We start from the raw sequence: 22,836 nt of genomic DNA, 5'->3' as shown, positions 1-22,836 counted from the left end.
CGCCTGCCGATTGCCCGACAGTGCGAGGGACGGGCCGAAGCAGCGTTGATCTCGAAAGCTGCACTCCAGGAGAGGGCCGCGGCACTGACCCGTGGCGCGTCACCGGCCCAGCACGATGGGGTCTACGACATGGGGCGATGCGCCCTTGGGTGGCCGCGAGTAGGTGAGTCTGCGGGCCACCCGTTCACGTCCATACGCCCGTCGTTGCTCAGGCGAATCTCGACTCTTTGCCGACCGTCGCTCGTTCGCTCAATGGAGCTGTCGTATCGGTCGGTGAGGTAGTGGAACACCTGATTACTCGACCCGGCCCAGGCGCGCTCAGTCTCCGGCAGCTCGGCGATGTAGCGGCCGTCGACGAGCACATCGGTGTGGCTCAGGAGTGCTTCGGTTCCGGGGAGCGGGTCGCTGCGAAGCTCGGCAAGGGTGTAGCCCGAGAACACCATCACGGACAGATCCAATAGTTGGGCACCGGCCGCGAACTCGGCGAGCCCTTGCGCCTGGAGCATGGGTTCACCGCCCAGCAGAGTAACGCCCTCTATGTCGAACCGAGTCTTCGCATCCATCAGTCGTTCGAGGAGAGACTCCGATGAGACGAGTTCCCGAGGCGCGATGCGCAGGAAGTTCGGATTGCAGCAGCCTGGGCAGAGAAACTGGCAGCCCTGAACCCAAAGTGCCGCTCGGCGACCGGGGCCTTCGGCCTCGGTCGCGGGCAGCCAGGATGCGAGGTTGATCCAGCTCATTGCACCAATTGGAATCCGAACTCCGGCCCATCGCTGAGCTGCGAGACGCGGAGGGTGCGACCGTCTGCATCGAGCGGCGACGCCAGGTTCTCGAAGAGGAACGTGGCAAGCGGGTCGATGATTCGCTCAGACAGCGCCGCAAGCACGCCGCGACCGCCCGCGGTGTGGTCCATTGTGGATACCACCGCTGTGAGCGCCCGCACCTCATCATCGAACTTGATGTCACGGATGCCCCACTTCTCCTGGAGCCGCAGGCGCAGGGGTGTGAGCTTCGAGCGAGCGATCTGCACGAGGAAGTCGTCGTTGTCGATGAAGTCGAAGGGAATGATGTTGGCCTCCCCGATCCGTCCCAGGAGCTCTGGCCGGTGAAGGTGTTCGACAAAGTGATCGCGGACGCGCTCGATGAACTCGTCTCGGACGTTCGGCGAGCGGCGGTTCACTTCAGCAGCCCCGATGTTGGACGTGAACACGATGAAGGTGTCGGCGAACTGCACAGTCTCGCCGCGGCCATCCGTAAGCCTGCCGTCTTCGAGGATCTGGAGGAACTTGTCGAGGATTCGCCCGTGGGCCTTTTCGATCTCGTCGAACAGCAGAACCGAGAATGGCCGCTTCTTGACAGCGTTGGTGAGCTGCCCGCCCTCCTCGAAGCCGACGTAGCCAGGCGGCGCGCCGACGAGCCGCTGGTCGGCGTGCTCGTGGTTGTACTCGGACATATCGAAGCGAATGCACGCTTCCTCGTCGCCGAAGAGGAACTGGGCGAGGGACTTCGCTAGCTCGGTCTTGCCGACCCCTGTGGGGCCGACGAAGAACAGGACGCCCTTGGGGGTGCGCTGCTTCCGCGAATGCTGAAGGCCAGAGAGCCCGGTGTAGGCGCGGATCAGCACCTTGTTCACGGCTTCGATTGCCCGGTCCTGGCCCTTCACCCGTTCCCGGAGCGTCTGCGTCGTGGTGCGCAGCTTGTCTCGATTCAGTTGTTCCCACGGGCTCGTGTGCTCGCCGAACTTGTACAGGCTGACCAGCGACTCGGCGCTCAAACCTCGTTGGTTGCCGGAGAGCGCGGCGATGTTGTGGATGTCTTTGATCGTGAGCCCGTCGAGCGCGTCGACCAGATCTGTGAGTCCGCGAGTGTTCGGAGCAACCTGAGTAGTGACCTGAAGCGCCGTCCCCAGACCGAGGATCGCTTCCTCGCGCTGCTCGCGATTGGGGAGCGGGACGTTGACTGTCGCCCAGTCGGGATTGTTGACGTACAGGGCGGGTGGGAGGACTGCCAAGCCGTTGCATACCAGCACGACCACTGGCGGGCGTGACGTAGCTGCCGTTCCCGCAAGCGGCGCATCGCGTGTCGCCTTGCCAAGTAGAGTCAGCCAGTCGCGCTCACCGGCTGGCAGGTTGTTCGGCTCGCCGAACATGTACTCGGTCCAGTCGAGGACGAACGCCGGGGCGTCTGCCGTCTCGGACTTGACGGCATTGGCAACGACATTGAGAAACTCAATTGGATCGGCGGCGATCCTGCCCGACGGGGCGCGCTGAGGTCGGGCACCGGCATCGTAGGCTTCGCCATCCTGGCTGGGCTGTGCAGGTGTCGCGGCCGACACAACATCACGCCACTGCGCAGCGGAGACGCCCTGGACACCGTTGACCCGATCCCAGAGGATCACCTGGCGGTAACCGCCCGCTTTCAGCACGTCGACGGTCGCGTCCATCACGCTGATCGGGCCGCGACGACCCTGTGGGTCGCGGGTGATATCCCGGACATTGCCGAAGAGCACCACGCCGCGCCGTACCCGAATCTCACGACTCAGCGCGGCGTGCCACAGTGTCGCCTGGGTACTCATGCTCGATTTGTCCTTCCCGGTTGTGGCCGCGCGGCGGCATCCTGATCGTCGGGATTGCGCCAGGCGACAACCTCCTCCGTGAGTTGGATGCCGTAGATCTCCTGGAGGGCGGGCACAACCGCGTCGATGTCGGCGTCGCAGGTCGATCCCTTGTATCCCGAGAAGTCGTACTCAAGTTTCCCGTCAAGCGTGAGGCTGAATGTTGCGCTGGCACCGCTGGCCCGTGTTCCGACGACGACGACTTCGTTGCTGTCCGGGGAGAGCTGAATGAGTCGAGGATTCTCGACCTGGAATCCGGCATCCTCCAGTGCGCCCATCACGCCGCGAACTGCCTCACGCCGCGACTCCTCGGGATCGTCAAACGTCGAAGCGTCCTCATCCTCGGTATCAGGGACGTCGAGGCTCGGCTCGGGTGCCTCTGCGGCAAGCGACCGCTGCATCTCTTCGACCTCGGCTTCGGCCCGTCTCAGGCTCGCAGCCTCCGATTCGGCCCTGGCACGCAGCGCTCCCAGCGAGGCGATGACGTCCGCTGGCGTCGTCGGGCTGCCGTCGGTATCGAGCGACTGGCGGAGTGCCGCGAGTTCGGTGTAGACGAGATCACGGGTGTAGTGGTCCGTCCATCCGTCCAGTGTTTCGCGCCAGGCAGTCTCCAGTGCGCTCTCGGCTGGTGCTAGTGGCCGTTCGTTCAGGTCGGGGGGCGCTGGACGCCCGCCCGCCCCGCTGTTCGTCTGGCGCTGGTGCTCCGCTGCGCGGCTCTCGCCCCGCTGCTGGCGCGCGGCGCGCGGGAGCGGGCCGACGATTGGGCCAATTGACTGACTCAGCGCCTTGGCCCTGGCAGGGTCCGACGCGCTCAGCGTCCTGGCATGGGCAATCATTCCCTCTGCGGTCTCGAAGTCGTCGCTAACGTAGGCGTCGAGCCCCTGGTTGCGGATGTCATCCAAGATCGCCTGGTAGCGATCGAGGTGCTGCCTGGTGATGGACGCTGAGCGCGCGGCCCACTCTGCGTGGCGACGTTCCGCTTCCGCTCTCTTTGCGGCGTCCGCCGCTGCCGATTGAGCCGCCCGCGCAGCCAGCGCGGCAGCATCCAGCGCTCGCGAATAGTTGAACGACGCTCGACGGCTCATGGGTGTTCCCCTCGTGCTTCACGAATCTCAGGCCAAGTCCTTGCTGGCACCCCAGTTGCTTGCGCCTTGGCGCGGAGGTTGTTGTCCTTCGTGACAAGGATGACGTTGCCCCTGCTGTAGGCGATAGCGACGGACAGTATCTGGTTGTCTGGTTCGTCAACCGAGCCCAGGTCGGAGGGAATCAGTGCCGGGCGGGCGGACTCAAAGCGCAACACGCCGAGCTGCCGCGCCTCGTCGACAGTTCGATGCGCGGCTCGCGCACGCCGAGCAGTGTCCTCGTTCGTGCTGCGCTTTAGCCCGTCTAGCTCTTGAACGACGCGGTTAGGTATGACGCCGACCCTTTCGGACCCTAGATGGCGGAGGCATTCGGGGTCGTCGAGAAGCGAGTTGGAGTCGAACACCAATGCATCCTGCCCCGGAGACAGGGAGGCTGCCATATTTGCGGTCGCGATCTCCCTCCATTTCAGGACACCCGCTCGAAGCGCCACCAGCCCGTCCGGTAGCTGTTCGTCGACAGAACGAGCCAACTCGGGATCGTCCACCGCATGGAGCCACCGTTCGGCGGCCTGGAGAGCGGCCCCCGTTGATGCTGTGGATGCCAACGCACCGCTGCCGTTCGCAAGCGCGGCGTTCTGTCGTCCCAGCGCATCGTCAAGCTCCGTCTGTGCCGCTGCGAACCTGGCGATTGGTTGGAGTGCGTCTGGCACCGAATCACCGAGGCCCTCCGATGGGTCATGCCACAAGTCGGCGAGGAGCGTGGCTCTCACGGGTGCACTGAAGAGCTGCGCTGGCAATGAACCCGCAAGTCGGCCGAGCTGGATTACCTCCCGCATCTCGACGACGGAGCCCGGCTCACTGACACGAGCCAGCAGAGGCGAAAGCACCGTGTCGAGCCGCGCGCTCTCGCCAAGTGCGCTCCTCACGGTCCTTGCCCATCCGCCGAGTGTGCCTATGTCAAGTGGTTCGTGAGTGCCCGCCAGGGCAATGAGGCGTGCCGTCACGTCGAGGAATGCAGGAGCCTGGCTGGAGAGTGCGTTCGGTGCGACCTCACGCGCAGCCGAAACGAAGTCACGCACTCGTCCAAGCACCTCGTCAAGAGTGCCTGCGTTGCCTCCATTGGCCAGGGCTTGCAGTGGACGGGGCGATCCCCACGCAAGGGGCAGTGTGGAAACTTCGACGTCGGGGGAGTGCGTCAGATCAGCGGCCAGCTCCTCGCTGAACGCATTCCACCGAGCGGCCGAGACCTCCGCGTCAAGGTCCGCTCGAACAAGTGCAAAGACCTGCCGCCCAGCCCATGTGAGCGGAAGCGCGCCGGTCTGCTGCCCCGAAGTCGCACGGCCACCGTCGAATGTCACGCTCGTCACGCCGTCCGGCAGGGTGGCAGGCAAGGGCGAGCCCACGACACGCACTGCATCCTCATCTGGTAGCCAGCTCGGCGTGGCGTAGTCCGCCGTGAGCCGAACTCGCGTCCGCAACTCGGGCAGATGGACTACAGCGGAGCGAGCACCAAGCGCGGATTCGACGAGTTCCAACCTCGTGAGACTGCGCATTTCGTCGGTGGAGAAGACCACCTCGCTGGGCGCTTCTCGACTGACGACTGTCTTCAGCAGAGTCGCCTGCACGATGGTTGACTCAAGCTGGGTAAGCCAATCCGTGGCGGCCTTGTTCCCTGCGACGTGAAGTTCGAGGTATCCCTCGGCTGAGACCACCAGATCGACATTGAGAGTCAGCCAGCTAACCGTGTCGTCGACGTCGGCTTCGACATTGACAATGCGCGACTCGCCGCGAAGGAATCTCGGCGGCTGCTCCGTGAGGGTTGCACGAACAAGAGACGATGGGTCGCGTGGCGCGAGCGCGCGAACATCAAAGGCAAGGTCAGGGGGAGAAGCGGCCAGTCTGCTCGGCCGCTCGTTGACGAGCGAGTTGGACCAGGGTAGGTAGTAGAACTCGACTGCATCCCTCGTCGGATGACTCGGGAGGGTATTCCGGTTGTAGAACTCCTGACCGGCCGGGGACAGCGTGAGCGTCCGAATCGGCTGGTCGAGAATCGACGCACTCCTCGATGAGTCCGCACGCCGGACAATGCCAAGGCGTAGCAGCTCGTTCGCGCTGCTTTCCAGGAGTCGCGGTATGCCGTTTGCACCGAGGTGGTCTTCGAATGCTGTGCGGAGCGTTGCACTGCCAACTGCGGAGTTCTCGATGCCTCTTCGGCTCAGCCGCATAATCATGCGCTCGAAGACGGTGGGCTTCCGAACGACGCTGTGCTCGACAGACGCCTGGAGCCAGAAAATCGGAACGCCGACGTGCAGGGTTGTGAGCTTCACTGGCGCCGCCCTTGTCCCGCTGCCGCATGCAGGTCACCGAGCGCGCTCGCCTGCTTCATCGCACCTTTGCGCTCGACCATCTCTGTGATCTCTCGGTACACGGGGACGATACTCGGGGTGCCGTTGGCGTCCATCGGTGGCAGCTCCACCGGATAGGGGGCGAAGGTGTCGAGCGCGCCGAACACCACAAGCAGTTCCTGGGCCCGCGAGAAGGCAACGTTGATGTACTCGAATCGTGCGACGTTGGCCCTCGAGCTGCGCCGCCGCGCCGGGGCACTTCTCCCGAAGTTGCGGACCATGCTCACGAGGATGATCGGCTTCTCCTTACCCTGGTACTTCACGACGGTGTTCAGCTCGTACTTGATCGCCTTGAACGGTCGATCCTTCGTCTCGCGGTTGATCTCCGAACGGATGGTGCGGACCTGCGCCTGGTACATGGAGACGATCCCGATCTCCTTCGGGCCGACTGTGCGCGAGGAACTGCTGAGGATCGCGTCGTCGATGTCTCGGAGCATTCGAACGATGAGTCGCGCTTCGAGGATGTTCGTGCGCTCCTGGCCAGAGCCCGCCTTCGGCTCAGCCCATTCCGCGCCTCGGTCGTCGTTCGTGGTGTCGATCCACACCATGTGCTGATCAGGGCCGATCACTGGAAGGTCGCCGCGCCCACGGATGGTGAGCCCGTGCGCTCGCGCAACGTCAGGCTCAACGATCCCAGACGTGAGCTGTCCTTCGTAGAAGCGGTTGACCGAATCCATGATGTCGGGGTGCATGCGATGCTGCACGGTGAGCCGTTGCTTGATGGACTCGTCCGCACGCTCGAAGTGAGTGCGGAAGAGCGACGCAGTGACGAACTTCTCGTACTTCTTCAGGTTCTCAGGCGTCAGCGCGAGTTCGGCGGGCACGTCCTCGTCCGCTTGCTCCGGGAGACCTTCGGCATCCTGGCTCTCTCGGAACATCGGAGGGAGTTGCCTGTGGTCACCGACGAGTGCCGACCGTCGCGCTCTCATCAGGGGGAGGAGCAGCTCTAGCGGAGTTGCCTTGCTCACTTCGTCAACCACGGCGAGATCGAAGCTGGTTAGCCCCGGCTCGTCTAGCGTCGCCGGGTTTTCATTGCAGGTGACGCCGACAACATTGCACTCGGCTAGCCAGGCGTCGCCGATTGCCACCCAATCCCGCTCGGCCACGCTGGCATCGGACAGATCGGCGATCCATTCGTCCTGGATGTCGCCCCAAGCCGCGCTCTCGTCAGCCAGAGTAGTCGCGCGGTCGATCCTGCTGGCAAGCCGCGCCTCTGCTTCCTGCTGGGCTTGGGCGAGAGAGTCGGCCGTGCTCGGTGGCTCTTCGCTGATGATGCCGAGCGACTCCGCGAACGGTGCGATGAAGTGAGAAGCCGCCTCCCCGAGCGCCTGTTCCAGTCGGGCCTCCGCCCCCTTCATGGCTGACAGTGCTCGCTCACGCTCGCGACGAGCCTCATAGATCGGGGGAGTCATGCGAGGGATCGAGTCGGCTGCTGCGAGCAGTTCGCTGGCGGCATTCCGACGCTTTGCCCTCTTTCCTCCTGCTAGGAACCCCTTCGGCGGGTCTTCGAAGACCAAGCTAGAACTCGGGAATAGGCGAGCCAGGCTCGCAGTGTCGAGTGTGTCGCCGGAGGCTTCGGATTCGAGACCGCCGAGTTCGGATTGGAGCCGCTGGTACTCCGCGACTGCGGTGCTGTCCGACTTCATTTTCTCCAGCACCACGTCGAGTTGCGCCTCAATCTCCAGGCGGCGGGGTGACTTGTGGGCCACAACCACCGCGGGCTTGTCCTCGAGAGCAGCGCGCGCGACATCTCTGAGTCCCGGAGTTGCAGTCAGCAGACGGTCGACCCACAAATCGAGTTCCACGAGGCTGGAGTTATCCTCCGGCGTCAGGCTGAGCGCAGGCAGGCGAACCCCAGTCTTTTCGAGTGACTGAACCTGCTTGGCGTAGCTCGCCAGAGTTGCCCTGTAGGTCTCGGTGGATTCCGCGCTCGCGGCCTCAGCGGTGCGGAGCGCGTCGAGTAGTTGTGCAGACCTTGCTCGGAACGCGCGCATCTGAGCTGCGAAGCGTTGCTCGGCTGCCGCATCTTCCCTTCGCTGCCGGATCTCCGTGCTCAACGAGCGGTAGTAGCGCCCCAGCGCGCGCTCGTTAAGAAACTCTTGACCCTCGTCGCTCAATCGGTCTTCATTGCGTGTCAGACGAACTGCACGAATTGACGGGTGCAACGGAAGCCGACTGAGGGCATTGTCGACTGCGGTATGAGTCTGAGATGCGACGAGCACGGTCTCGTCGCGCGCGACCACCTGAGCGATCGCTTCGGCGATCACCGTGGTCTTGCCAGTCCCCGGTGGTCCCTGAATCAGGCAGAGATCCGGGGCCGCGAGAACCTTCTGCACTGCGAGCTTCTGGGCCTCGTTCAGGCTCGGGTTGTGCCACCGCTCAACACTGCTGAGCTGAGTAGGTTGCCTCGCCTCGTTTGCGTCAAACATGTAGCGCGCCAGGTACGGCGAGAAGCCGCCTTGGTCACTGAGATCTCGCAGCGCGCGGTCCTGGCGGTTCACCTGTGCCATGTCCTGAACGGCGCTCTGAACGATGAAGCCAGCTTCCGGGATTCGGTCGAGCGCCTTCCGCGCTGTGGCCTCTGGATCATCGCTACGTTCGATCCGGGCAAGGGCGTCGTCCGAGAACGCAATGGAGACCTCGGCGGCAGCGGCGTTGCTCCAGGGGGAGGTTGGGGCTACGGACGCTCCGGTGACAATGTTCGGTCGGGTACGCCTCGCGTTGCCCAACTCGCTCCCGCGCGGCTCGCGGCCCTCGCTCGGGAGCTGGAACTGCCACTCGTCCTCGCTGACCGAAACGTCGAAGGCAGCGAGGGCATCGCTCTGCGAGAGTCGCCGAATAGCTTGGGTGAGTGCCGCTTCGTCGTCTCCAATCACTCGGAAGGTCACGGAGCGGTGGTCGTCGCCCGCCTGGCGCGAGTCGTATCGCACCGCGGTGCGGTTGGCCTGGATGAGACGGCGCTTCCACTCCAGGAAGTCGCTCCAATCCTGCAACCGTGCGGCTGTCTCTGCTGAGATCGCTGGGAGGGCGGCCGCGAGGTCTTCCGTCAGAACGTTGCGTTCCTTTCGAACGCCTGGCCCCATTCGAGCTACCTGGCGGCAGGTCACGTCAAGTGCGACCTCGAAATCGCGGGCATCCCCAGCAGGACCATCGTGAAAGCTGAAGACGGTCAGGGAGGGGTTTCGATTTCCGTAGGCGCGCTGCGTTTCTCGATCTGTGCCAGACAGGTTCCAGCTCGCCTTGGCGACGAGTGATACGCCTTTCGGCAGTGGCCAGTTTGGGCGTGCGTCACCAGACAGACGGACAGAGACATTGATGTTCACCGAGCGGCTCCCGCTCGGGAACGTGAGCTTGGATAGCGCGAGTCGGGCTGGCAGCAGGTCGGCGAACATAGCATCCATGAGGAACTGCTCAACGCTCTTACCTTCGGCGCCTGCGGAGTCCGCGAGGGTGGGGTATCGGCGAACGAGGACGTCGCAGGAGCTGCGGAGTTGCTTGCGTCCCCAGTCCCAGCGGTCAGCGGCAAGCTCGACATACAGGTTGCCGCTTCTTGCGCGGATCTGACCGGGAGGATTCGCGGCCGCGATGTCAGCGGAGGATGCTCCCGTCCCGGCTCCAGCAAGGGTGTCGTTACTCACCGGCATCCCTTCTGGTTGACTCCAATCCACCCTACAGACGGCCGGAGACAACCAACGCGGGCACCGCAGGCGGACGTCCCCCAATCCGTGGGTGCCACCGGTTCAGATGCTAGCGCCGACTCCGAGCAGGAAGTTGACCCAGGTGACGCCGAGGCCGGCGAGTGCGGCAGCTCCGACGGAGACGAGGAATCCGGTGCGCGCGCGGACAGCCGAAGTGATGTTGCCGTTCGCCGACGAGATCGCCCACACCGCGGCGCAGATGACGAGCATGAGCACGGCGAGGATGAGCACGACGGTCAGCAGCGCGCCAACGATGGCGCGCAGTTCTGCCTGACCGCCGACGGCTCCGAAGTCGGGGAATATGTCCATGTCATGCGGCCATCTGTGCTGAGCAGAGCGCCGCGGTGCTTGCGGCATCGAGGTTCTGAACTCCGTGGGCGGCAAGCCACGGCTCGGCATCAACCGCCGCTGCGTTCGACCCGCCTGGCCGGATCTCGAAATGCAGATGGGCTCCGGTCGACCTGCCCGCCGAACCGACGTTGCCGATGTGCTGCCCGGCAACGACGCGATCCCCGACGCTGACGAGGACGCCGCTCTGCCACATGTGCGCGTAGGCGGAGGCGATGCGCTGTCCATCGATGGTGTGCTCGATGATGATGAGGTTGCCGTAGCCGCCCGACGGCCCGGCGAAGCTGACCACGCCATCGGCGAGCGCGAGGATCGGCGCGCCGTCGTCGGCAGCCCAGTCCGTTCCCGAGTGGAACGCTCGCTCACCAGTGAAGGGGTCTTCGCGCCACCCGAAGTCGCTGGTGTTCACCCACGTCCCGCTCGGCAGCGGGAAGACGATGGCGGTCGTCTCGGGTACGTTGCCGAGCGGCGTACCGCCCGGCGTGGTTTCGGCGCGGCGCGTGAGTGCAGCGAGGATCGCCTCGGCGACTGGCTGGTAGTTCTGGTAGCGGTCGGGATATGCCGAGACTTCGACCGCTTGCGCTGCCTCGCCAGGGTCGAGGTGCTGCCAGTCGGGTATGTCGAGCAGTCCACGCGGTGATGGGTAGTTCGGCCCGCTCGAACCTCCGTAGAAGGCGCGCGACTGGTAGGTCGCGTTCATCAGCTCGGCGACGGTGCCCCATCCTGCGCTCGGCCGCATTTGGAACAGGCCAAGAGAGTCGTGATCGCTGCCCTCTCCGTCGTTCGGGAAATCGCCCGACTCTGGAATCGCCGCCGAGTTTGCGAGCATCCGTAGCCGCGACTCGGTGAGTGCGGCCATGAGCGCGATGACGATGCCAGCGCGACCAACGCCCTCGGTCTGCGCGCCGACCGTGATGATGGTGGCTGCATGGGTTAGCTGCTCATGGTTGAGGGTCACGGTCTCGCCCGCGCGCGTCGTGGCTGTGAGCGACTCCGGGATCGGCCCGACAACGAGCGAGCTTGACGAGAGACATGCGGCGAATACCGCGGGCGACACGAGCAGACCCACGCCGACCAGGCTCATGGGGAGCACTGCGACGAGGGTGGCGATGACCACAACGAGCTTCTTCATGCGGGTGCCGATCAACGCAGGGGGTTGTCAAGCTCGGAGATGCGAAGCGCGCGGCAGGTATCGAAGGTCGGCTCGCAGGTGATGAAGACTGTGAATGCGACTTCGTGGGAGCTGGTCACGGGCTCGGTGCCGTGGATACCCTCGCGTTGCCGAATGCCGGTGATCGTGTACGCGACGGTGCCTGGAAGGATCTGTCCCTTGGCTGCCTGCTCGAGCGCCGTCGCCCATTCGTCCGGCACGAACACGTCGTTGATGTCGAGCCATTGGCGGGTCTGCATCGTGCGGAGCTGCGCCCAGGCGTCCGCGGTCGGGAGATAGGTGCGCACGTCAGAGGCCAGCCCGGCGGTCTCATTGCCGGAGGGGTCGCCCACATCCACGATGACCTGCGCGTAGTCGGTCGGCCCGAACTCGGTCGCGGTGTCCCATGTGAACAGCGCGATGGCGAGGGCTCGCGCGAACGTCTCGGGGTCGTCGGACTCACGGACGACGGGCGGCGTGCTCGATGTCGGGGACGGTGCGCTGGTGGAAGCGCCTGGTGGGTCGCTCGTGGAGCTACCGCCCGGCGAAGGCTCGGATCGAGGTGCGAGCAGCAACCCGTAGAGCCCGACTCCGACGAGGACGGCAAGCACGGCGGCACCGACGATCAGGAGGATCATGAGGCGACGAGGGAAGCGAGTCTGCGGCATCAGGCACTCTCCTTGGCGAGACGTTGGCGGGCGGTTCGGGCGGCGCGGGCCGCGTCGAAGAAACGGACGGTAGCGTCGAGGATCGTCTCGAAGTGCTCCCACTGGTCATCACTCAGCGCGGTGCCGACCTCAGCAGGGTCGTAGTGTGACCACCACTGATCGAGGTCGCTCCAGGTGAGGCTGAACGCCCGCACCGGATAGCGAACCGGCACGACGCTCGACGCTGGTGCGGGTGCCGGGCCTCGCTTGCGCCCTTGCTTCGCGCGCTCCAGCGCCTCCTGTGCGAGCAACTCCAGCTCGCCGGGTGGTTCGGGTTCCTCCTGCGGGATCGCCAGCATGGCGATCGTGCGGGCGTGCGCCGTGGTGATCGACGAGCCGCGGTCGATGGCGTCGAGTTCTGAGCGGGCGAAGCCGCGCACATCCTCCGGTTGTCGGGGGTCATTGGCGATCCGCTGCAGGTCGTTGATCTGCTCCAGGCTCGTGTACGACTTGCGCCCGGTGACCATGAGCGCAGCCTGCGCGCGGGACTTGCCCGGAGCGCCGATCAGCGGTGGTGCCGTCACGGCACCACCGCTCGTTCCGGCGATCTTCCCGCCAGCACCGAACTGCGTCGCCGCCTGACGACGAGCGGCGTCCTCGGCCATGAGCGTCTTCAGCTCGCGGTACAGCGCCGCGGCCTCGGTCTGCGTGAATGGCTTGTGGAGCACGTTGTCGGCCTGCTCGGCCATGAGCCTCTGGAGCCGGTCGCTGATCCCGGAGCGCACGAAGACGTTGACCTTCTTGTGGCCGAGCTTGCGCAGCGCCGCGATGCGTCGAGCGCCGCACACGAGCACGCCGTCCGGTGTCACGGTCGGAGGCTGGAGAAGTCCGTCACGTTCGATGGATGCTGCGAGTGCGTCGATGTCACCCATCTCCATGCGATGACGGCTGCCGACGACGATTGAGTCGATGGTGCGTTCCAGCTCGATGTGCCCGGTGCTCGCCGCCATGTGCTCACCTCGCCCCCGCCAGAGTGGGCGCGTTCAGGCCGAGCAGCAGCACGAGGTCGTCATCGGTGAGCAGCGCACGCAGGGGCTCGCCGACAAGAAGGCGGAACAGCACGCCGCGGCCGACGGCGGTGTGGGCCTGATCGGGATCGGGGTTGCCGAGGATCGCACGGAGCAGCGCGTTCCAGCTCGTCGACGACAGATCGAGCACGGCCCGAGCGTGTGGGTCTCGCCGAAGCGATTCCGCTGCGCTCGCCCGCGACGGCGCGTCGCCGAGTCGAGTGCAGATGTGCTCGATGGCCGCGCGCGCCGTCTGCTCCGGCCAGTCGAGCAGCGCCAGCAGCTTGATCGCGTCCTCGACTGCACGGACGACGCCAGATACCTCGTCGTCCGATTCGTTCTCGTCCTCACCCGCGGGCGCGACCTGCAACGCTTCGTGGTAGTCGGTGAGTGGGTTCTCCCGGTCGCTGAACCGCTCCGGGTCGTGGAAGCCGCTGTATTGCGGCCTGCGTGCCTGATGCGTCGAGCACAGCAGCCCGTTGCCCCGTTCCTCGGCGATCAGTGTGACCTGCACGGCCCGGGTGACGACGGCCCACGGATCTTCCGCGTTGCGCACGGCCGGGGTGCGCATCGCGTCGAACGCGGCGCTCGCCGCCTCCCACGGGTCGAGGCCGTGCTTTCGCGCGAGGCTCGCGTACCGACCCGCCGTGTACTCCATGAGCGCCGCGACATCCACGTCGCGCCGCCACGCGCCTTTCCCATCGTCGTGAAGACGCTCCAGGAGCGCGCGCAGTCCTTCCGGGGTGCGGAACGACGTGGGAGCGGCCTGGGCAGACATGGCGCGCTCACAGGCGGCGGAGCGGGTCGCGGCTGACAGAGGACTGGTGCGCGGGCGACTGCCCGAACGCGGAGAGCGGCGCGATGCCCTGGGCACGCCCCCTGATGCCGGGCCGGGTCACCGGAGTTGCCTGCGGCGAGGTCTGCCGACGTTCCTCGACGCGGCGCGCCAGTTCGGTGCGCAGGTCGATGCCGCGCCCGATCATGCGGGCCGAGGCGGATGGGAGCAGCTCGGTCGGGCGCACCCACACGACCTGGCTGCGGTCGTGCTCTGCGCTCAGCCGCTCCAGGAGTGGGTGGCCGCCGCGCCACCTCTGCGCGGCGAGCCACGGGTCCGTGTGGCGCGCCAGCTCCGAGATCTCAGCAGCCTCGCTCGGAGTCGGCTTCAGCGTGTGGAGGACATCGGCAAGCCGACGGGCGTGCTCGTCCTCCGGCAACTCATCGTTCACAGCGCGCCTCCTTCCGATGCCGCGGAGAGCGCGGGCGTCGCCAGCCAGCGGCCGACCGTGGACGGATGCACCCCGGTCGCGCGAGCGATGGCCTTGTTCGTCATGCCGTCCTCCTTCAGTCGCAGGGCGAGTTCTCTGGGAGCAAGGTGCGCAGGCGGTTCCGGCGACTGGTACTCGACCGCGTTCGACACCAACACGGCAGGCTGCGCCGACGGCTCCGCACGGAACCGTCGGGTGAGCACGACGGTCAAGTGCGTGATCGCCAGCAGCACGAGCGGCGGTACTGCGGCGACCGATCCTGCGAGTGCCGAAGGAACGTCGGCGTCAGCGGCGACGACCGCGTGGATCGCGTTGGCTGCGACCGAGACCGCGGCACCGGCCATGAGCAGCAGCCACGGATACCAGGCGGCACGCTGGCCCGCGAGCGCGACGACGGACACCGTGGCGACGACGATGATGCCGTCCACGATGAGCGGCCATGCCCACGCCTGGCTCTCATCGACGCCGGAGCGTCGCGCGAGGTCGGCGAGTGCCGTGAACGACAGCCAGAAGGCGGCTGCGGCGATGAATACGGTCCCAGCTACCGCCGTCCACACGGCGATCCGCCCGCGCGGCTGTTGCGTGCTGCCGGGGATCACGAGAGCACCTGACCCGATGAAGGCTGAGCTGCATGGCTGGGCATGGAACTGGCCGTGGGCGCGGACGGTGCGCCCCTCGCTACGCGGTGCGCCGAGCGGATCGTCGTCTCGATCTCCGGCGCGGGCAAACCTGCGCGCTCGGCAGCCGGCCCCAGCGCGGCACGCACGCGGTCTGGCGGGATGCCCGCCTCGATGAGTCGACACGAGGCCCAGAACAGGCCGCGGTTGCGCTCGCCCTCGCCGCGCATCCCGACCCAGCGGGCGATCCGCTCCACGTCAACTCCGTCCGTTCGCTCGACCGGGATGACGGGCATCGGGCGCGCCGGTCGCGGATCGAGGAACTGCCGCAGCGCGCGGGCATCGACGGGAACCGCGTCGCCTCGCCCGGAGCCGATGAGGGCATACGCACTCGGCCCCGCATCGGCGGCGATGATCGAGGGCGGCACGATGACGTAGCCGCCCGATCCCCGGAAGTCGATACCAGCACGCGCCACCTGCCAGGACGGCTGCACCAGCTCGGGATCGGCCGGGTAGTAGGCATGGACTCCGCCCGAGGGCGTGCGGATGAACGCGGCCCAGCGATCCGTCAGCCCCTCGCGTCGGGCCAGCTCGAACGCGGCGAAGCCGCGGATCGCCCCGTGCACGTCGACATCCACGACCTCCAGCCCGGAGATCTGACCCGTCGGCATCCCGATGTTGGCGCGCGGCCACCGCGCCCACCAGCGAGCGACCTGGCGCGGTTCGGCGCTCGCCTCGTGGAATCCCCGCTTGGTCAGCGGGCGCTTGCCTCCTGTGACGCAGGGAAAGACGGGGATGCCTGCCTCGGCGTAGCGATACGCTGCGGCGCTCGGCGACAGCCCGGTGAGCGAGGCGAGCAGTGCGGCGGCATCCAGCGGCTGGCGCTTTCCGCGCGAGGCTTCCGGCATCGTCATCTCGGCACCTCCTCTTGCCTGGTCGTGAACCGTGGGGCTCTTGTCGATCAGGTGCGTCGGGGTTCCCAAGAGACGGTCGCCGTCCGGTGGGCAACGCAGTCAGGCTGCGGGGTCGCGCTGTGCTCATGGAATCGGCGTCTCCTCCCGCTCACCGGGAAGCCGCGTTGAGCATGCTCAAAACTCTCCCGAGATTCCGTTCTAACACCGCACGTTGAGCATGCGCAACGGTTGATTTGTGCATGCTCAACGGGTAGATTGAGCATGCACAACTACCCTTGGGCCTGAGCTACGTCGATGCCTTGGCCCTCCCGAAGGGAAAGGGGGGTCAGCGACGATGACTGAAGACGAAAGTCAGGCTGCGGCTGACGACCTCGCCAAACGCCTGCGACTTCTGATGGATGTCGCTGTCGCCGAGTCCGGCTCCGAACCGACCTACTCGCAGATCGCGGAGTATCTGAGACAACGTGGCATCAGCCTGTCTCGATCACGATGGACGTACATGGTCAACGGCCACCGATACGTCCAAGACACCGCAATCTTCGAGGGACTCGCGGACTTCTTCGACGTTGATGCTGCCTTTCTTGCGGGGGAGAGCGGCGTGGCAACCCCGGAGAAGGTCTCCGCCCAGCTCGACCTCGTGCGTTCGATGCGTGCAGCGAAGGTGAAGTCCTACGCTGCACGCACACTCGGCGATATCTCGCCGAAGGCGCTCCAAGCCATCAGCAAGTTCCTGGACGAGGAAATGATGCGAACACCCGAGCACTGACGGGTGTCGCGCACCACGGAGCCGAGGCCAGTAGTTGCTCGGCCGAGAGGGGGTAAACGTGAATACCGAAGAGACCGTAACGGCCGCCGTCTCCGATCTGCGGCTCGGCAACAGATTCACGCTTGCGCACCTTCTCCAGGCCATACAGGAACGGCGCCATCGTAGGCTCCGCGTCGTCGAACTCGCCGACCTCGACACCCGCGACGGCATCTGTGCGCTCTGGCTGGTCACCGACACCGAGGACTTCGTGCTCCACGCACGCAGCGACTCTGCACTGCACCGCCAGCAGTTCGTCCTTCACGAGTTGGCCCACATGATCCTCGGTCACACGGAGGGCGACGATTGCACAGCCGGGGACGTCTTGCTGCCCAACATCCCTCCTCACACGCGCGGACGCATGCTCAAGCGACAGGACATTGACAGTGAGACGGAGATCGCCGCCGAGTCGCTCGCAGATCGGCTGGCCGCGGGCATCCGAGGATCGGTGTTCGCCGAGTCCCGCTATTCGGAGATTTTCGGGTGATCCAGGCGCTCGTCGCGACGCTCATGTGGGCGCTCGTGGCGAGCCTGCTCATCTTCCGCCGCAAACGGGCGGATCGAAGCATCACCTACGCTTCCTTCACGATCGCGGTCGCGATGACCCTGAACGTCGACGCCATCTACCTCGCCACCGATCCGCTTCTTGGCGGGACGAATGTCACTACCCTCGTTTCGGATGGGCTGCTGATGACCGGGATCTTCTTTCTCGGTCGAGGCGTCATGAAGGCCGACGAGTACCGCCCCAGGCTCGTGCGGGTCGCCGTGGGCATCCCCGTGCTTCTCACCTCGCTTCTTGCGATCACCACGACGTTCGTGTTCATCGACCGAGGCACAACCACGACTCGGTTCATGATCGACCTCGGCGCGCAACCCGCAGCGGCGGCCTACTCGATCATCAACTTCAGCTACTTCTTCCTCGTAATCACGACGATGATGATCCTCGCCGCGCGGCAATATCTGCGCAGCTCCGGCATCCAGCGTCTCCCCGCGGCTCTGCTGAGCCTGGGATCGGCGTTCGGCGGCGCACTGTGCCTGGCCGTGCTCATCATGGACGTCGCACACGTCACAGGACATCTCGATCTCATGCGCGCCGTCCAACCCGCCTACGAACCGCTCTCTCTACTCGCGTTCCTTTTCCTATGCGCGGGCTTCGCCGCGCAGCCTGCCGTCCGCCGCGCACAGCACGACATGCGCCGCAAGCGCACCGTCGGCCTCACGACACAGTTGGAGCCTCTCTGGAAGCGGGCGTCGCTCGTGCGGCCTGGGCTGAGCCAAGCAGACCCGCTCGCTGCGAGGGCGGATGACTTGGAGAGCCGTCTACACCGAGAGATCGTTGAGATCCGCGACGCGATGATCGACCCGCGCGTCACCTTCGACATCAGCGCAGCCGAGCGCGCCCTACTGAATCGCGCCGAGAGCCACCTCCTCGGACTCGACACCAGAGCGACACGGACCACCGCTTCACCAGGAAGCCGGGTCGACCAGGGGGGCAGTTCGTGATGCGACGGGTCGCGCTAGGTGCCGGACTCGTTGCGGCAGGCGCGTTGGGTGTCGGATGGGCGATCGCGCGGCGGCTGACAGCTCCCAGCACGCGAAGATACGATCTGATCGTCCGCGATGTGGAATACGACGGCGACGCCTGTCTCATTGTGCTCGACCGAACTCGCCAGACCGCAGCCGAAGGCGCTTACAACCTCTGGTTCGAGAACGGAGGCTGGGCGCAACTCTCCGAAGACGTGCTCGACCGTGGACCGACTCTGATCGCACGACGGGTGACGAGCACGGCATCGGGGCTCACTCTCAGGGCTGGCGATCACGTCTCCTGGAGCGGCATCTACTACGCGACCCCGCACGACGCCAGCCTTCATGCACACGACATCACCATCGACACCCCCGCGGGGCCCGCCCCAGCCTGGCGCATCGACGGCGACGGTGCCAGGTCGACGTGGGCGATCCACCTACATGGCCTCGGCAGCGTCCGAGCCGGAACGCTTCGCGGCGTGCTCGCCGCGACCGAGCGCGGCTACACCTCGCTCGTCATCAGCTACCGAGCCGACGGCGAAGGCTCGGGAGTCGGCAACGGTCGCGCAACACTCGGCTTCACCGAGGCCGACGACGCCGCGGCCGCCATTGAGTACGCGATGCGGCACGGAGCTCGACAGGTCGTGCTGTTCGGATGGTCGATGGGCGCGGCCATCGCGCTCCAGCTCGCTCACCACCCGTCATATCGACGCAGCATCGCCGGTCTCGTGCTCGACTCGCCCGTGCTCGACTGGACCGAGGTCATCAAGGCGAACTGCACCCGCAGCGGACTCCCCGCAGCCGCAGGCAGCCTCGCGATCCCGTGGCTGACGCTCCGCCCGCTGGCCCGGATGGTCGGCCTGCCCGAGCGCATCCCGATCCGATCCTTCGACTGGACGGTTCGTGCCGAGGAACTCACCGCGCCCACGCTCATCCTTCACGGCACCCACGACGACTCCGTACCGATACGGCTCTCACAAGCACTCCGAGATGCTCGGCCTGGCCTTGTTTCGCTGGAGACCTTCGAGGCCGGACATACGCTCTCGTGGAACTCTGACCCCGACCGATGGCAGAGCGCGGTGATCGCCTGGCTCGCCGCACACGTCCCGTCCTGAACGTCGGTACTCGTCGGTAGTCTCGAAGTCGGGCTTCGAATCGGAAGGGTCGCCGTGCGGCTAGAGGACATCGCCGCGACTGCGCGGCTGGCAGGCATACTGCCGGGGCGTGCCGTGACGGTGCTAGCGGCACAGATGCATGGCGCGAATGCGGTCGAGGTCACCTATCAGGACGACAACGGCGCGCTCGGGCAGGTGGTGTTGTTCCGTGACGACGAAGCGAAGATCGCGCCGCATCTGGAGTCGGGCCGTCCGTTCGATGCCGATCCGCGCAACTTCCGGCTGGCCGCGGAGGCGCAACGCATCATGCTCGCGGGGCTGCACGATCCCATGCTGGCTGTTGCGACGAGCGACGTGCAGCCGCTGCCGCATCAGATCCGTGCCGTGTACGGGGAGCTGCTCCCGCGCACGCCGTTGCGGTTCCTGCTCGCTGACGATCCCGGCGCGGGCAAGACGATCATGGCCGGGCTCTACATCAAGGAGCTGATCCTCCGGGATGACGTGCGCACCTGTCTGGTAGTAGCCCCTGGCGGGCTGGTGGAGCAGTGGCAGGACGAGCTGGCGCTGAAGTTCGGCCTGGAGTTCGAGATCCTCGCCCCCGGCGCGGAGGACACCGCGCCAGGCAAGAGTGTCTTCGATCAGAAGCGGCTGCTCATCGCGCGGATGGATCAGCTCGCCCGCAACGAGGTGCTGCTGGAGCAGATCGAGCAGGCTGAGTTCGATTTGGTGGTCGTGGACGAGGCGCACCGGATGAGCGCGTCGTGGTTCAGCGGGGAGATGAAGGCGTCGAAGCGGTTCCAGCTCGGCGAGCTGCTGAGCGAGCGAGCCCGGCACTTCCTGCTGATGACCGCGACGCCGCACAACGGCAAGGAGGAGGACTTCCAGACCTTCCTCTCACTACTCGACCGCGACCGCTTTGTCGGTCCCGGCGACCGCCACGCGAGGACGGGCACGGCCGACGGGCTGATGCGGCGCATGGTGAAGGAGAAGCTCGTCACCTTCGAGGGGCGTCCGCTCTTCCCCGAACGGATCGCGGAGACCGCCTCATACCGGCTTTCGCCGGATGAGCAATTCCTCTATGAGGAGGTCACGGAGTACGTCCGCAACGGGATGAACCTCGCCGACCGGCTGGAAGGCAAGCGGAAGAACACGGTCGGGTTCGCGCTCACGGTCTTGCAGCGTCGTCTCGCATCGAGCCCGGAAGCGATCTTCCAGTCGCTTCGCCGCCGCACCGACCGGCTGGAGCGCACCCGCGCCGACCTGCTTGACGGCATCCTCGACGCCCCGCCGCGCGACGCTCCCGCGTCCTTGGTCGGCGATGATCCCGACAGCAGCTACTTCGACACCGACGAACTCGAGGCGGCCGAGCTGGAGGAGGCCGAGGAGGAACTGGTCGACGCGGCGACCGCGGCGCGCACCGCGGCCGAGCTGGAGACCGAGATCGTCGACCTGCGTCGGCTGACCGAGCACGCGCGCAGGCTGCTGGACTCGCAGCAGGACGTGAAGTGGCGCGAGTTGCGCGGCGTGATCGAGGGTCAGGTGCTCACGACGGCAGACGGCAAGCCGCGCAAGCTGATCGTCTTCACTGAGCACCGCGACACCCTGAACTACTTGGAGCGGCGCATCACGCAGCTCTTGGGTAGGCGCGAGGCCGTGGTCACCATCCACGGCGCGGTGCCCCGATATGAACGCCGTCGTGTCACCGCCGAGTTCACCTCGAACCCCGAGGTGCAGATCCTCATTGCCACCGACGCCGCAGGGGAGGGCCTGAATCTTCAGGCCGCGCACCTTATGGTCAACTACGACTTGCCGTGGAATCCGAACCGTATCGAGCAGCGGTTCGGTCGTATCCACCGTATCGGCCAGACCGAGGTGTGCCGACTGTGGAACCTCGTCGCCGAGGACACCCGCGAGGGCGAGGTGTTCATCCGCCTACTCGACAAGATCGAGGAGCAGCGCGCCGCCTACGACGGCGAGATCTTCAACGTGCTCGGCACCTCGCTCGGTGACCTCTCGCTGACCCGCGTGCTGCGCGACGCGATCCGCTACGGCGAGCAGCCCGAGGTGAGGGCGAAGATGTGGGAGGTCATCGACGAGGGCGTCTCCGCCGGGCTGAAGGAGCTGCTCGACGACGAAGCCCTCGCCAGCGAGGCACTCGCACCCACCGACCTGGAGGCGCTGCGTCGCCAGATGGAGGACGCAAAGGCCAAGCGCCTCCAACCGCACTTCATCCGCGACGCCTTCCTCGAGGCCTTCGACCGTGCAGGCGGACGCATCGCCCGGCGCGAGAAGGGCCGCTTCGAGATCACCCACGTCCCCGCCAACATCCGCGAACGCGCCGGGCGCGCACCTGTTGCCCGTCGCTACGAGCGCATCACCTTCGATGCCGCCACCATCGACGTACAGGGCACGCCCCGCGCAGAACTGCTCGCACCGGGCCACGCGCTGCACGACGCCGCGCTCCAGCTCGTGATCGACCAGCACGGGCCAGTGCTAGACCGCGGCACCGTGCTCACCTCCGACGCGGTGACCGAGCCGACCCTGCTCGTCGGCGTGCTCAACGAGGTCCGCGACTCCACCGGGCAGACCGTCAGCAAGCGATTTGGGTACTCCGTCGTCGGCGCCGACGGCATAGTGCGCGAGGCCGGCCACGCCCCGTACCTCGACTACGCGCCCGCCGACGAGCCGCAGCGTGCCGCGGGCACGAGCCTGCCGTGGCTCACCCAGCGGGAGAAGGATGCCGTCTCCTGGGTGATCGCCGAACAGCTCCCCGTGTTCGCCGCCGACGTGACGACCCGCCGCACACACGAGTACGAGCGCGTCCGCGAACGCGTCGCCACCCGGCTGACCCGCGAGATCAACCGCCTCTACACCGAGGCGCTGAAGACCGACGCCGATGCCGCAGCAGGGAAGAAGGTGCGCTACTCCGCCGAGACCCTGCGCCGCCGTGCCGAGGAGCTGGAGCAGCGCCGCGAGACCCGGCTCGCGCTCATCGAACGGCAGCTCGCCATGTCGCCCGTCACCCCGCGCATCACCGCCATCGCCCTCGTCATGCCCGCAGCCACCGAACCGAACGCGCCCGGCGATGTGGCCGCGAACGCGCTCGCCCGCGCGGCAGTCGAACGTCGAGGCGTCGACGCGGTACTCGCCGCCGAGCGCACCCTTGGCCGTACACCTGAGGAGCAGTCGCACAACAACCCCGGCTTCGACGTTCTTTCCCGGCCCGCCGAAGGCGCGGGCATTCGCATCGAGGTCAAGGCCCGCATCGAAGGTTCCGACACCTTCACGATCACCCGCACCGAGGTGCTCACCGCGCTCAACGCCGCGCCCGACCACCGGCTCGCGCTCGTGCGGGTCAGCCCGAGCGGGCCGCAGCACGATCAGGTGCGCTACATCGGTAACGCCTTCGAGGGCATCGAACCCGCCTGGCTCACCGACTTCGATGTCGTCTCGCAGAACCTCTCCTGGAACGACTGGTGGGCACGCGGCGGGGGGCCGTTCTGAGGCCAAGTGCCCACTCGCCTCAGCCCGAGGCGAAGATTCTTTCGAATGCCCGCGTGTCGCGCGCCGCAGTGTCGTAGGCGAGCC

18 protein-coding genes are annotated in these 22,836 nt (G+C 66.3%); 5 read left to right on the top strand and 13 right to left on the bottom strand.

Translation table 11 applies throughout. The annotated features are described in order from the left end of the window. Positions 1-122: 122 nt before the first annotated feature. The 13 genes from C2868_RS07880 to C2868_RS07820 form a co-directional block, all read right to left on the bottom strand. Positions 123-740 carry a 4Fe-4S single cluster domain-containing protein gene (locus C2868_RS07880; protein WP_100810641.1) on the bottom strand — a complete coding sequence of 206 codons (618 nt, stop codon included), beginning with the start codon at positions 738-740 and terminating at the stop codon, positions 123-125. Then, positions 737-2,512, bottom strand: coding sequence for an AAA family ATPase (locus C2868_RS07875; RefSeq protein WP_219811466.1), 1,776 nt, complete (start codon positions 2,510-2,512; stop codon positions 737-739). Before C2868_RS07875 ends, C2868_RS07880 begins: the two co-directional genes overlap by 4 nt. Positions 2,513-2,571: 59 nt before the next feature. Beyond that, positions 2,572-3,699 (bottom strand): hypothetical protein, encoded by a 1,128-nt coding sequence (locus C2868_RS07870; RefSeq protein WP_100810643.1) that lies wholly within the window; start codon positions 3,697-3,699, stop codon positions 2,572-2,574. Beyond that, complete coding sequence (locus tag C2868_RS07865) at positions 3,696-6,023, bottom strand: PIN domain-containing protein (RefSeq protein WP_100810644.1); 2,328 nt, start codon at positions 6,021-6,023, stop codon at positions 3,696-3,698. Before C2868_RS07865 ends, C2868_RS07870 begins: the two co-directional genes overlap by 4 nt. Next, positions 6,020-9,739, bottom strand: a complete 3,720-nt coding sequence (locus tag C2868_RS07860) for a DEAD/DEAH box helicase (RefSeq protein WP_181003386.1) — start codon at positions 9,737-9,739, stop codon at positions 6,020-6,022. The genes C2868_RS07865 and C2868_RS07860 overlap by 4 nt, the downstream gene beginning before the upstream one ends. Before the next feature lie 102 nt (positions 9,740-9,841). Next, entirely contained in the window at positions 9,842-10,108 is a 267-nt protein-coding gene (locus C2868_RS07855; protein ID WP_100810646.1) for a DUF6112 family protein, read from the bottom strand. 1 nt (position 10,109) lies between these two features. Then, positions 10,110-11,279: a M23 family metallopeptidase gene (locus C2868_RS07850; protein ID WP_100810647.1), complete on the bottom strand. Its 1,170-nt coding sequence runs from the start codon at positions 11,277-11,279 to the stop codon at positions 10,110-10,112. 11 nt (positions 11,280-11,290) lie between these two features. Then, positions 11,291-11,965, bottom strand: coding sequence for a hypothetical protein (locus tag C2868_RS07845; RefSeq protein WP_100810648.1), 675 nt, complete (start codon positions 11,963-11,965; stop codon positions 11,291-11,293). Next, entirely contained in the window at positions 11,965-12,954 is a 990-nt protein-coding gene (locus C2868_RS07840; protein ID WP_100810649.1) for a ParB N-terminal domain-containing protein, read from the bottom strand. The genes C2868_RS07845 and C2868_RS07840 overlap by 1 nt, the downstream gene beginning before the upstream one ends. 4 nt (positions 12,955-12,958) lie before the next feature. Then, positions 12,959-13,789: a hypothetical protein gene (locus C2868_RS07835; RefSeq protein ID WP_100810650.1), complete on the bottom strand. Its 831-nt coding sequence runs from the start codon at positions 13,787-13,789 to the stop codon at positions 12,959-12,961. Between the two features lie 7 nt (positions 13,790-13,796). After that, entirely contained in the window at positions 13,797-14,237 is a 441-nt protein-coding gene (locus C2868_RS07830; protein ID WP_100810651.1) for a hypothetical protein, read from the bottom strand. Next, positions 14,234-14,875 (bottom strand): DUF2637 domain-containing protein, encoded by a 642-nt coding sequence (locus C2868_RS07825; RefSeq protein ID WP_232711164.1) that lies wholly within the window; start codon positions 14,873-14,875, stop codon positions 14,234-14,236. Before C2868_RS07825 ends, C2868_RS07830 begins: the two co-directional genes overlap by 4 nt. Further along, on the bottom strand, positions 14,872-15,807 hold the full coding sequence (locus C2868_RS07820) for a bifunctional DNA primase/polymerase (protein WP_232711165.1): 936 nt from the start codon (positions 15,805-15,807) through the stop codon (positions 14,872-14,874). Before C2868_RS07820 ends, C2868_RS07825 begins: the two co-directional genes overlap by 4 nt. A gap of 334 nt (positions 15,808-16,141) precedes the next feature. Here C2868_RS07820 and C2868_RS07815 point away from each other — a divergent pair, with 334 nt between their 5' ends. The 5 genes from C2868_RS07815 to C2868_RS07795 all read left to right on the top strand — a co-directional run bounded on the left by C2868_RS07815 (position 16,142) and on the right by C2868_RS07795 (position 22,752). After that, complete coding sequence (locus C2868_RS07815; RefSeq protein ID WP_100810653.1) at positions 16,142-16,573, top strand: hypothetical protein; 432 nt, start codon at positions 16,142-16,144, stop codon at positions 16,571-16,573. A 58-nt stretch (positions 16,574-16,631) separates the two neighbouring features. Further along, on the top strand, positions 16,632-17,096 hold the full coding sequence (locus tag C2868_RS07810; protein ID WP_100810654.1) for a hypothetical protein: 465 nt from the start codon (positions 16,632-16,634) through the stop codon (positions 17,094-17,096). Continuing rightward, positions 17,093-18,112, top strand: coding sequence for a DUF6545 domain-containing protein (locus C2868_RS07805; RefSeq protein ID WP_100810655.1), 1,020 nt, complete (start codon positions 17,093-17,095; stop codon positions 18,110-18,112). Before C2868_RS07810 ends, C2868_RS07805 begins: the two co-directional genes overlap by 4 nt. A 119-nt stretch (positions 18,113-18,231) precedes the next feature. After that, positions 18,232-19,248 carry an alpha/beta hydrolase gene (locus C2868_RS07800; RefSeq protein ID WP_232711166.1) on the top strand — a complete coding sequence of 339 codons (1,017 nt, stop codon included), beginning with the start codon at positions 18,232-18,234 and terminating at the stop codon, positions 19,246-19,248. A gap of 135 nt (positions 19,249-19,383) precedes the next feature. After that, positions 19,384-22,752 carry a helicase-related protein gene (locus C2868_RS07795; RefSeq protein ID WP_157813910.1) on the top strand — a complete coding sequence of 1,123 codons (3,369 nt, stop codon included), beginning with the start codon at positions 19,384-19,386 and terminating at the stop codon, positions 22,750-22,752. Positions 22,753-22,836: the final 84 nt, after the last annotated feature.

The organism is Microbacterium sp. CJ77 (assembly GCF_002911615.1).
Taxonomy (GTDB): domain Bacteria; phylum Actinomycetota; class Actinomycetes; order Actinomycetales; family Microbacteriaceae; genus Microbacterium.
Note: the sequence above shows the minus strand (reverse complement) of the source record. Positions and strands in the feature narration are given on the sequence as shown.

Coding starts and splice junctions, on each gene's coding strand:
- C2868_RS07870 (WP_100810643.1), bottom strand. CDS start 3,699: ATGAGCCGTCGAGCGTCGTTCAACTATTCGCGAGCGCTGGATGCTGCC.
- C2868_RS07820 (WP_232711165.1), bottom strand. CDS start 15,807: ATGACGATGCCGGAAGCCTCGCGCGGAAAGCGCCAGCCGCTGGATGCC.
- C2868_RS07850 (WP_100810647.1), bottom strand. CDS start 11,279: ATGAAGAAGCTCGTTGTGGTCATCGCCACCCTCGTCGCAGTGCTCCCC.
- C2868_RS07880 (WP_100810641.1), bottom strand. CDS start 740: ATGAGCTGGATCAACCTCGCATCCTGGCTGCCCGCGACCGAGGCCGAA.
- C2868_RS07845 (WP_100810648.1), bottom strand. CDS start 11,965: ATGCCGCAGACTCGCTTCCCTCGTCGCCTCATGATCCTCCTGATCGTC.
- C2868_RS07835 (WP_100810650.1), bottom strand. CDS start 13,789: ATGTCTGCCCAGGCCGCTCCCACGTCGTTCCGCACCCCGGAAGGACTG.
- C2868_RS07815 (WP_100810653.1), top strand. CDS start 16,142: ATGACTGAAGACGAAAGTCAGGCTGCGGCTGACGACCTCGCCAAACGC.
- C2868_RS07795 (WP_157813910.1), top strand. CDS start 19,384: ATGCATGGCGCGAATGCGGTCGAGGTCACCTATCAGGACGACAACGGC.
- C2868_RS07840 (WP_100810649.1), bottom strand. CDS start 12,954: ATGGCGGCGAGCACCGGGCACATCGAGCTGGAACGCACCATCGACTCA.
- C2868_RS07855 (WP_100810646.1), bottom strand. CDS start 10,108: ATGGACATATTCCCCGACTTCGGAGCCGTCGGCGGTCAGGCAGAACTG.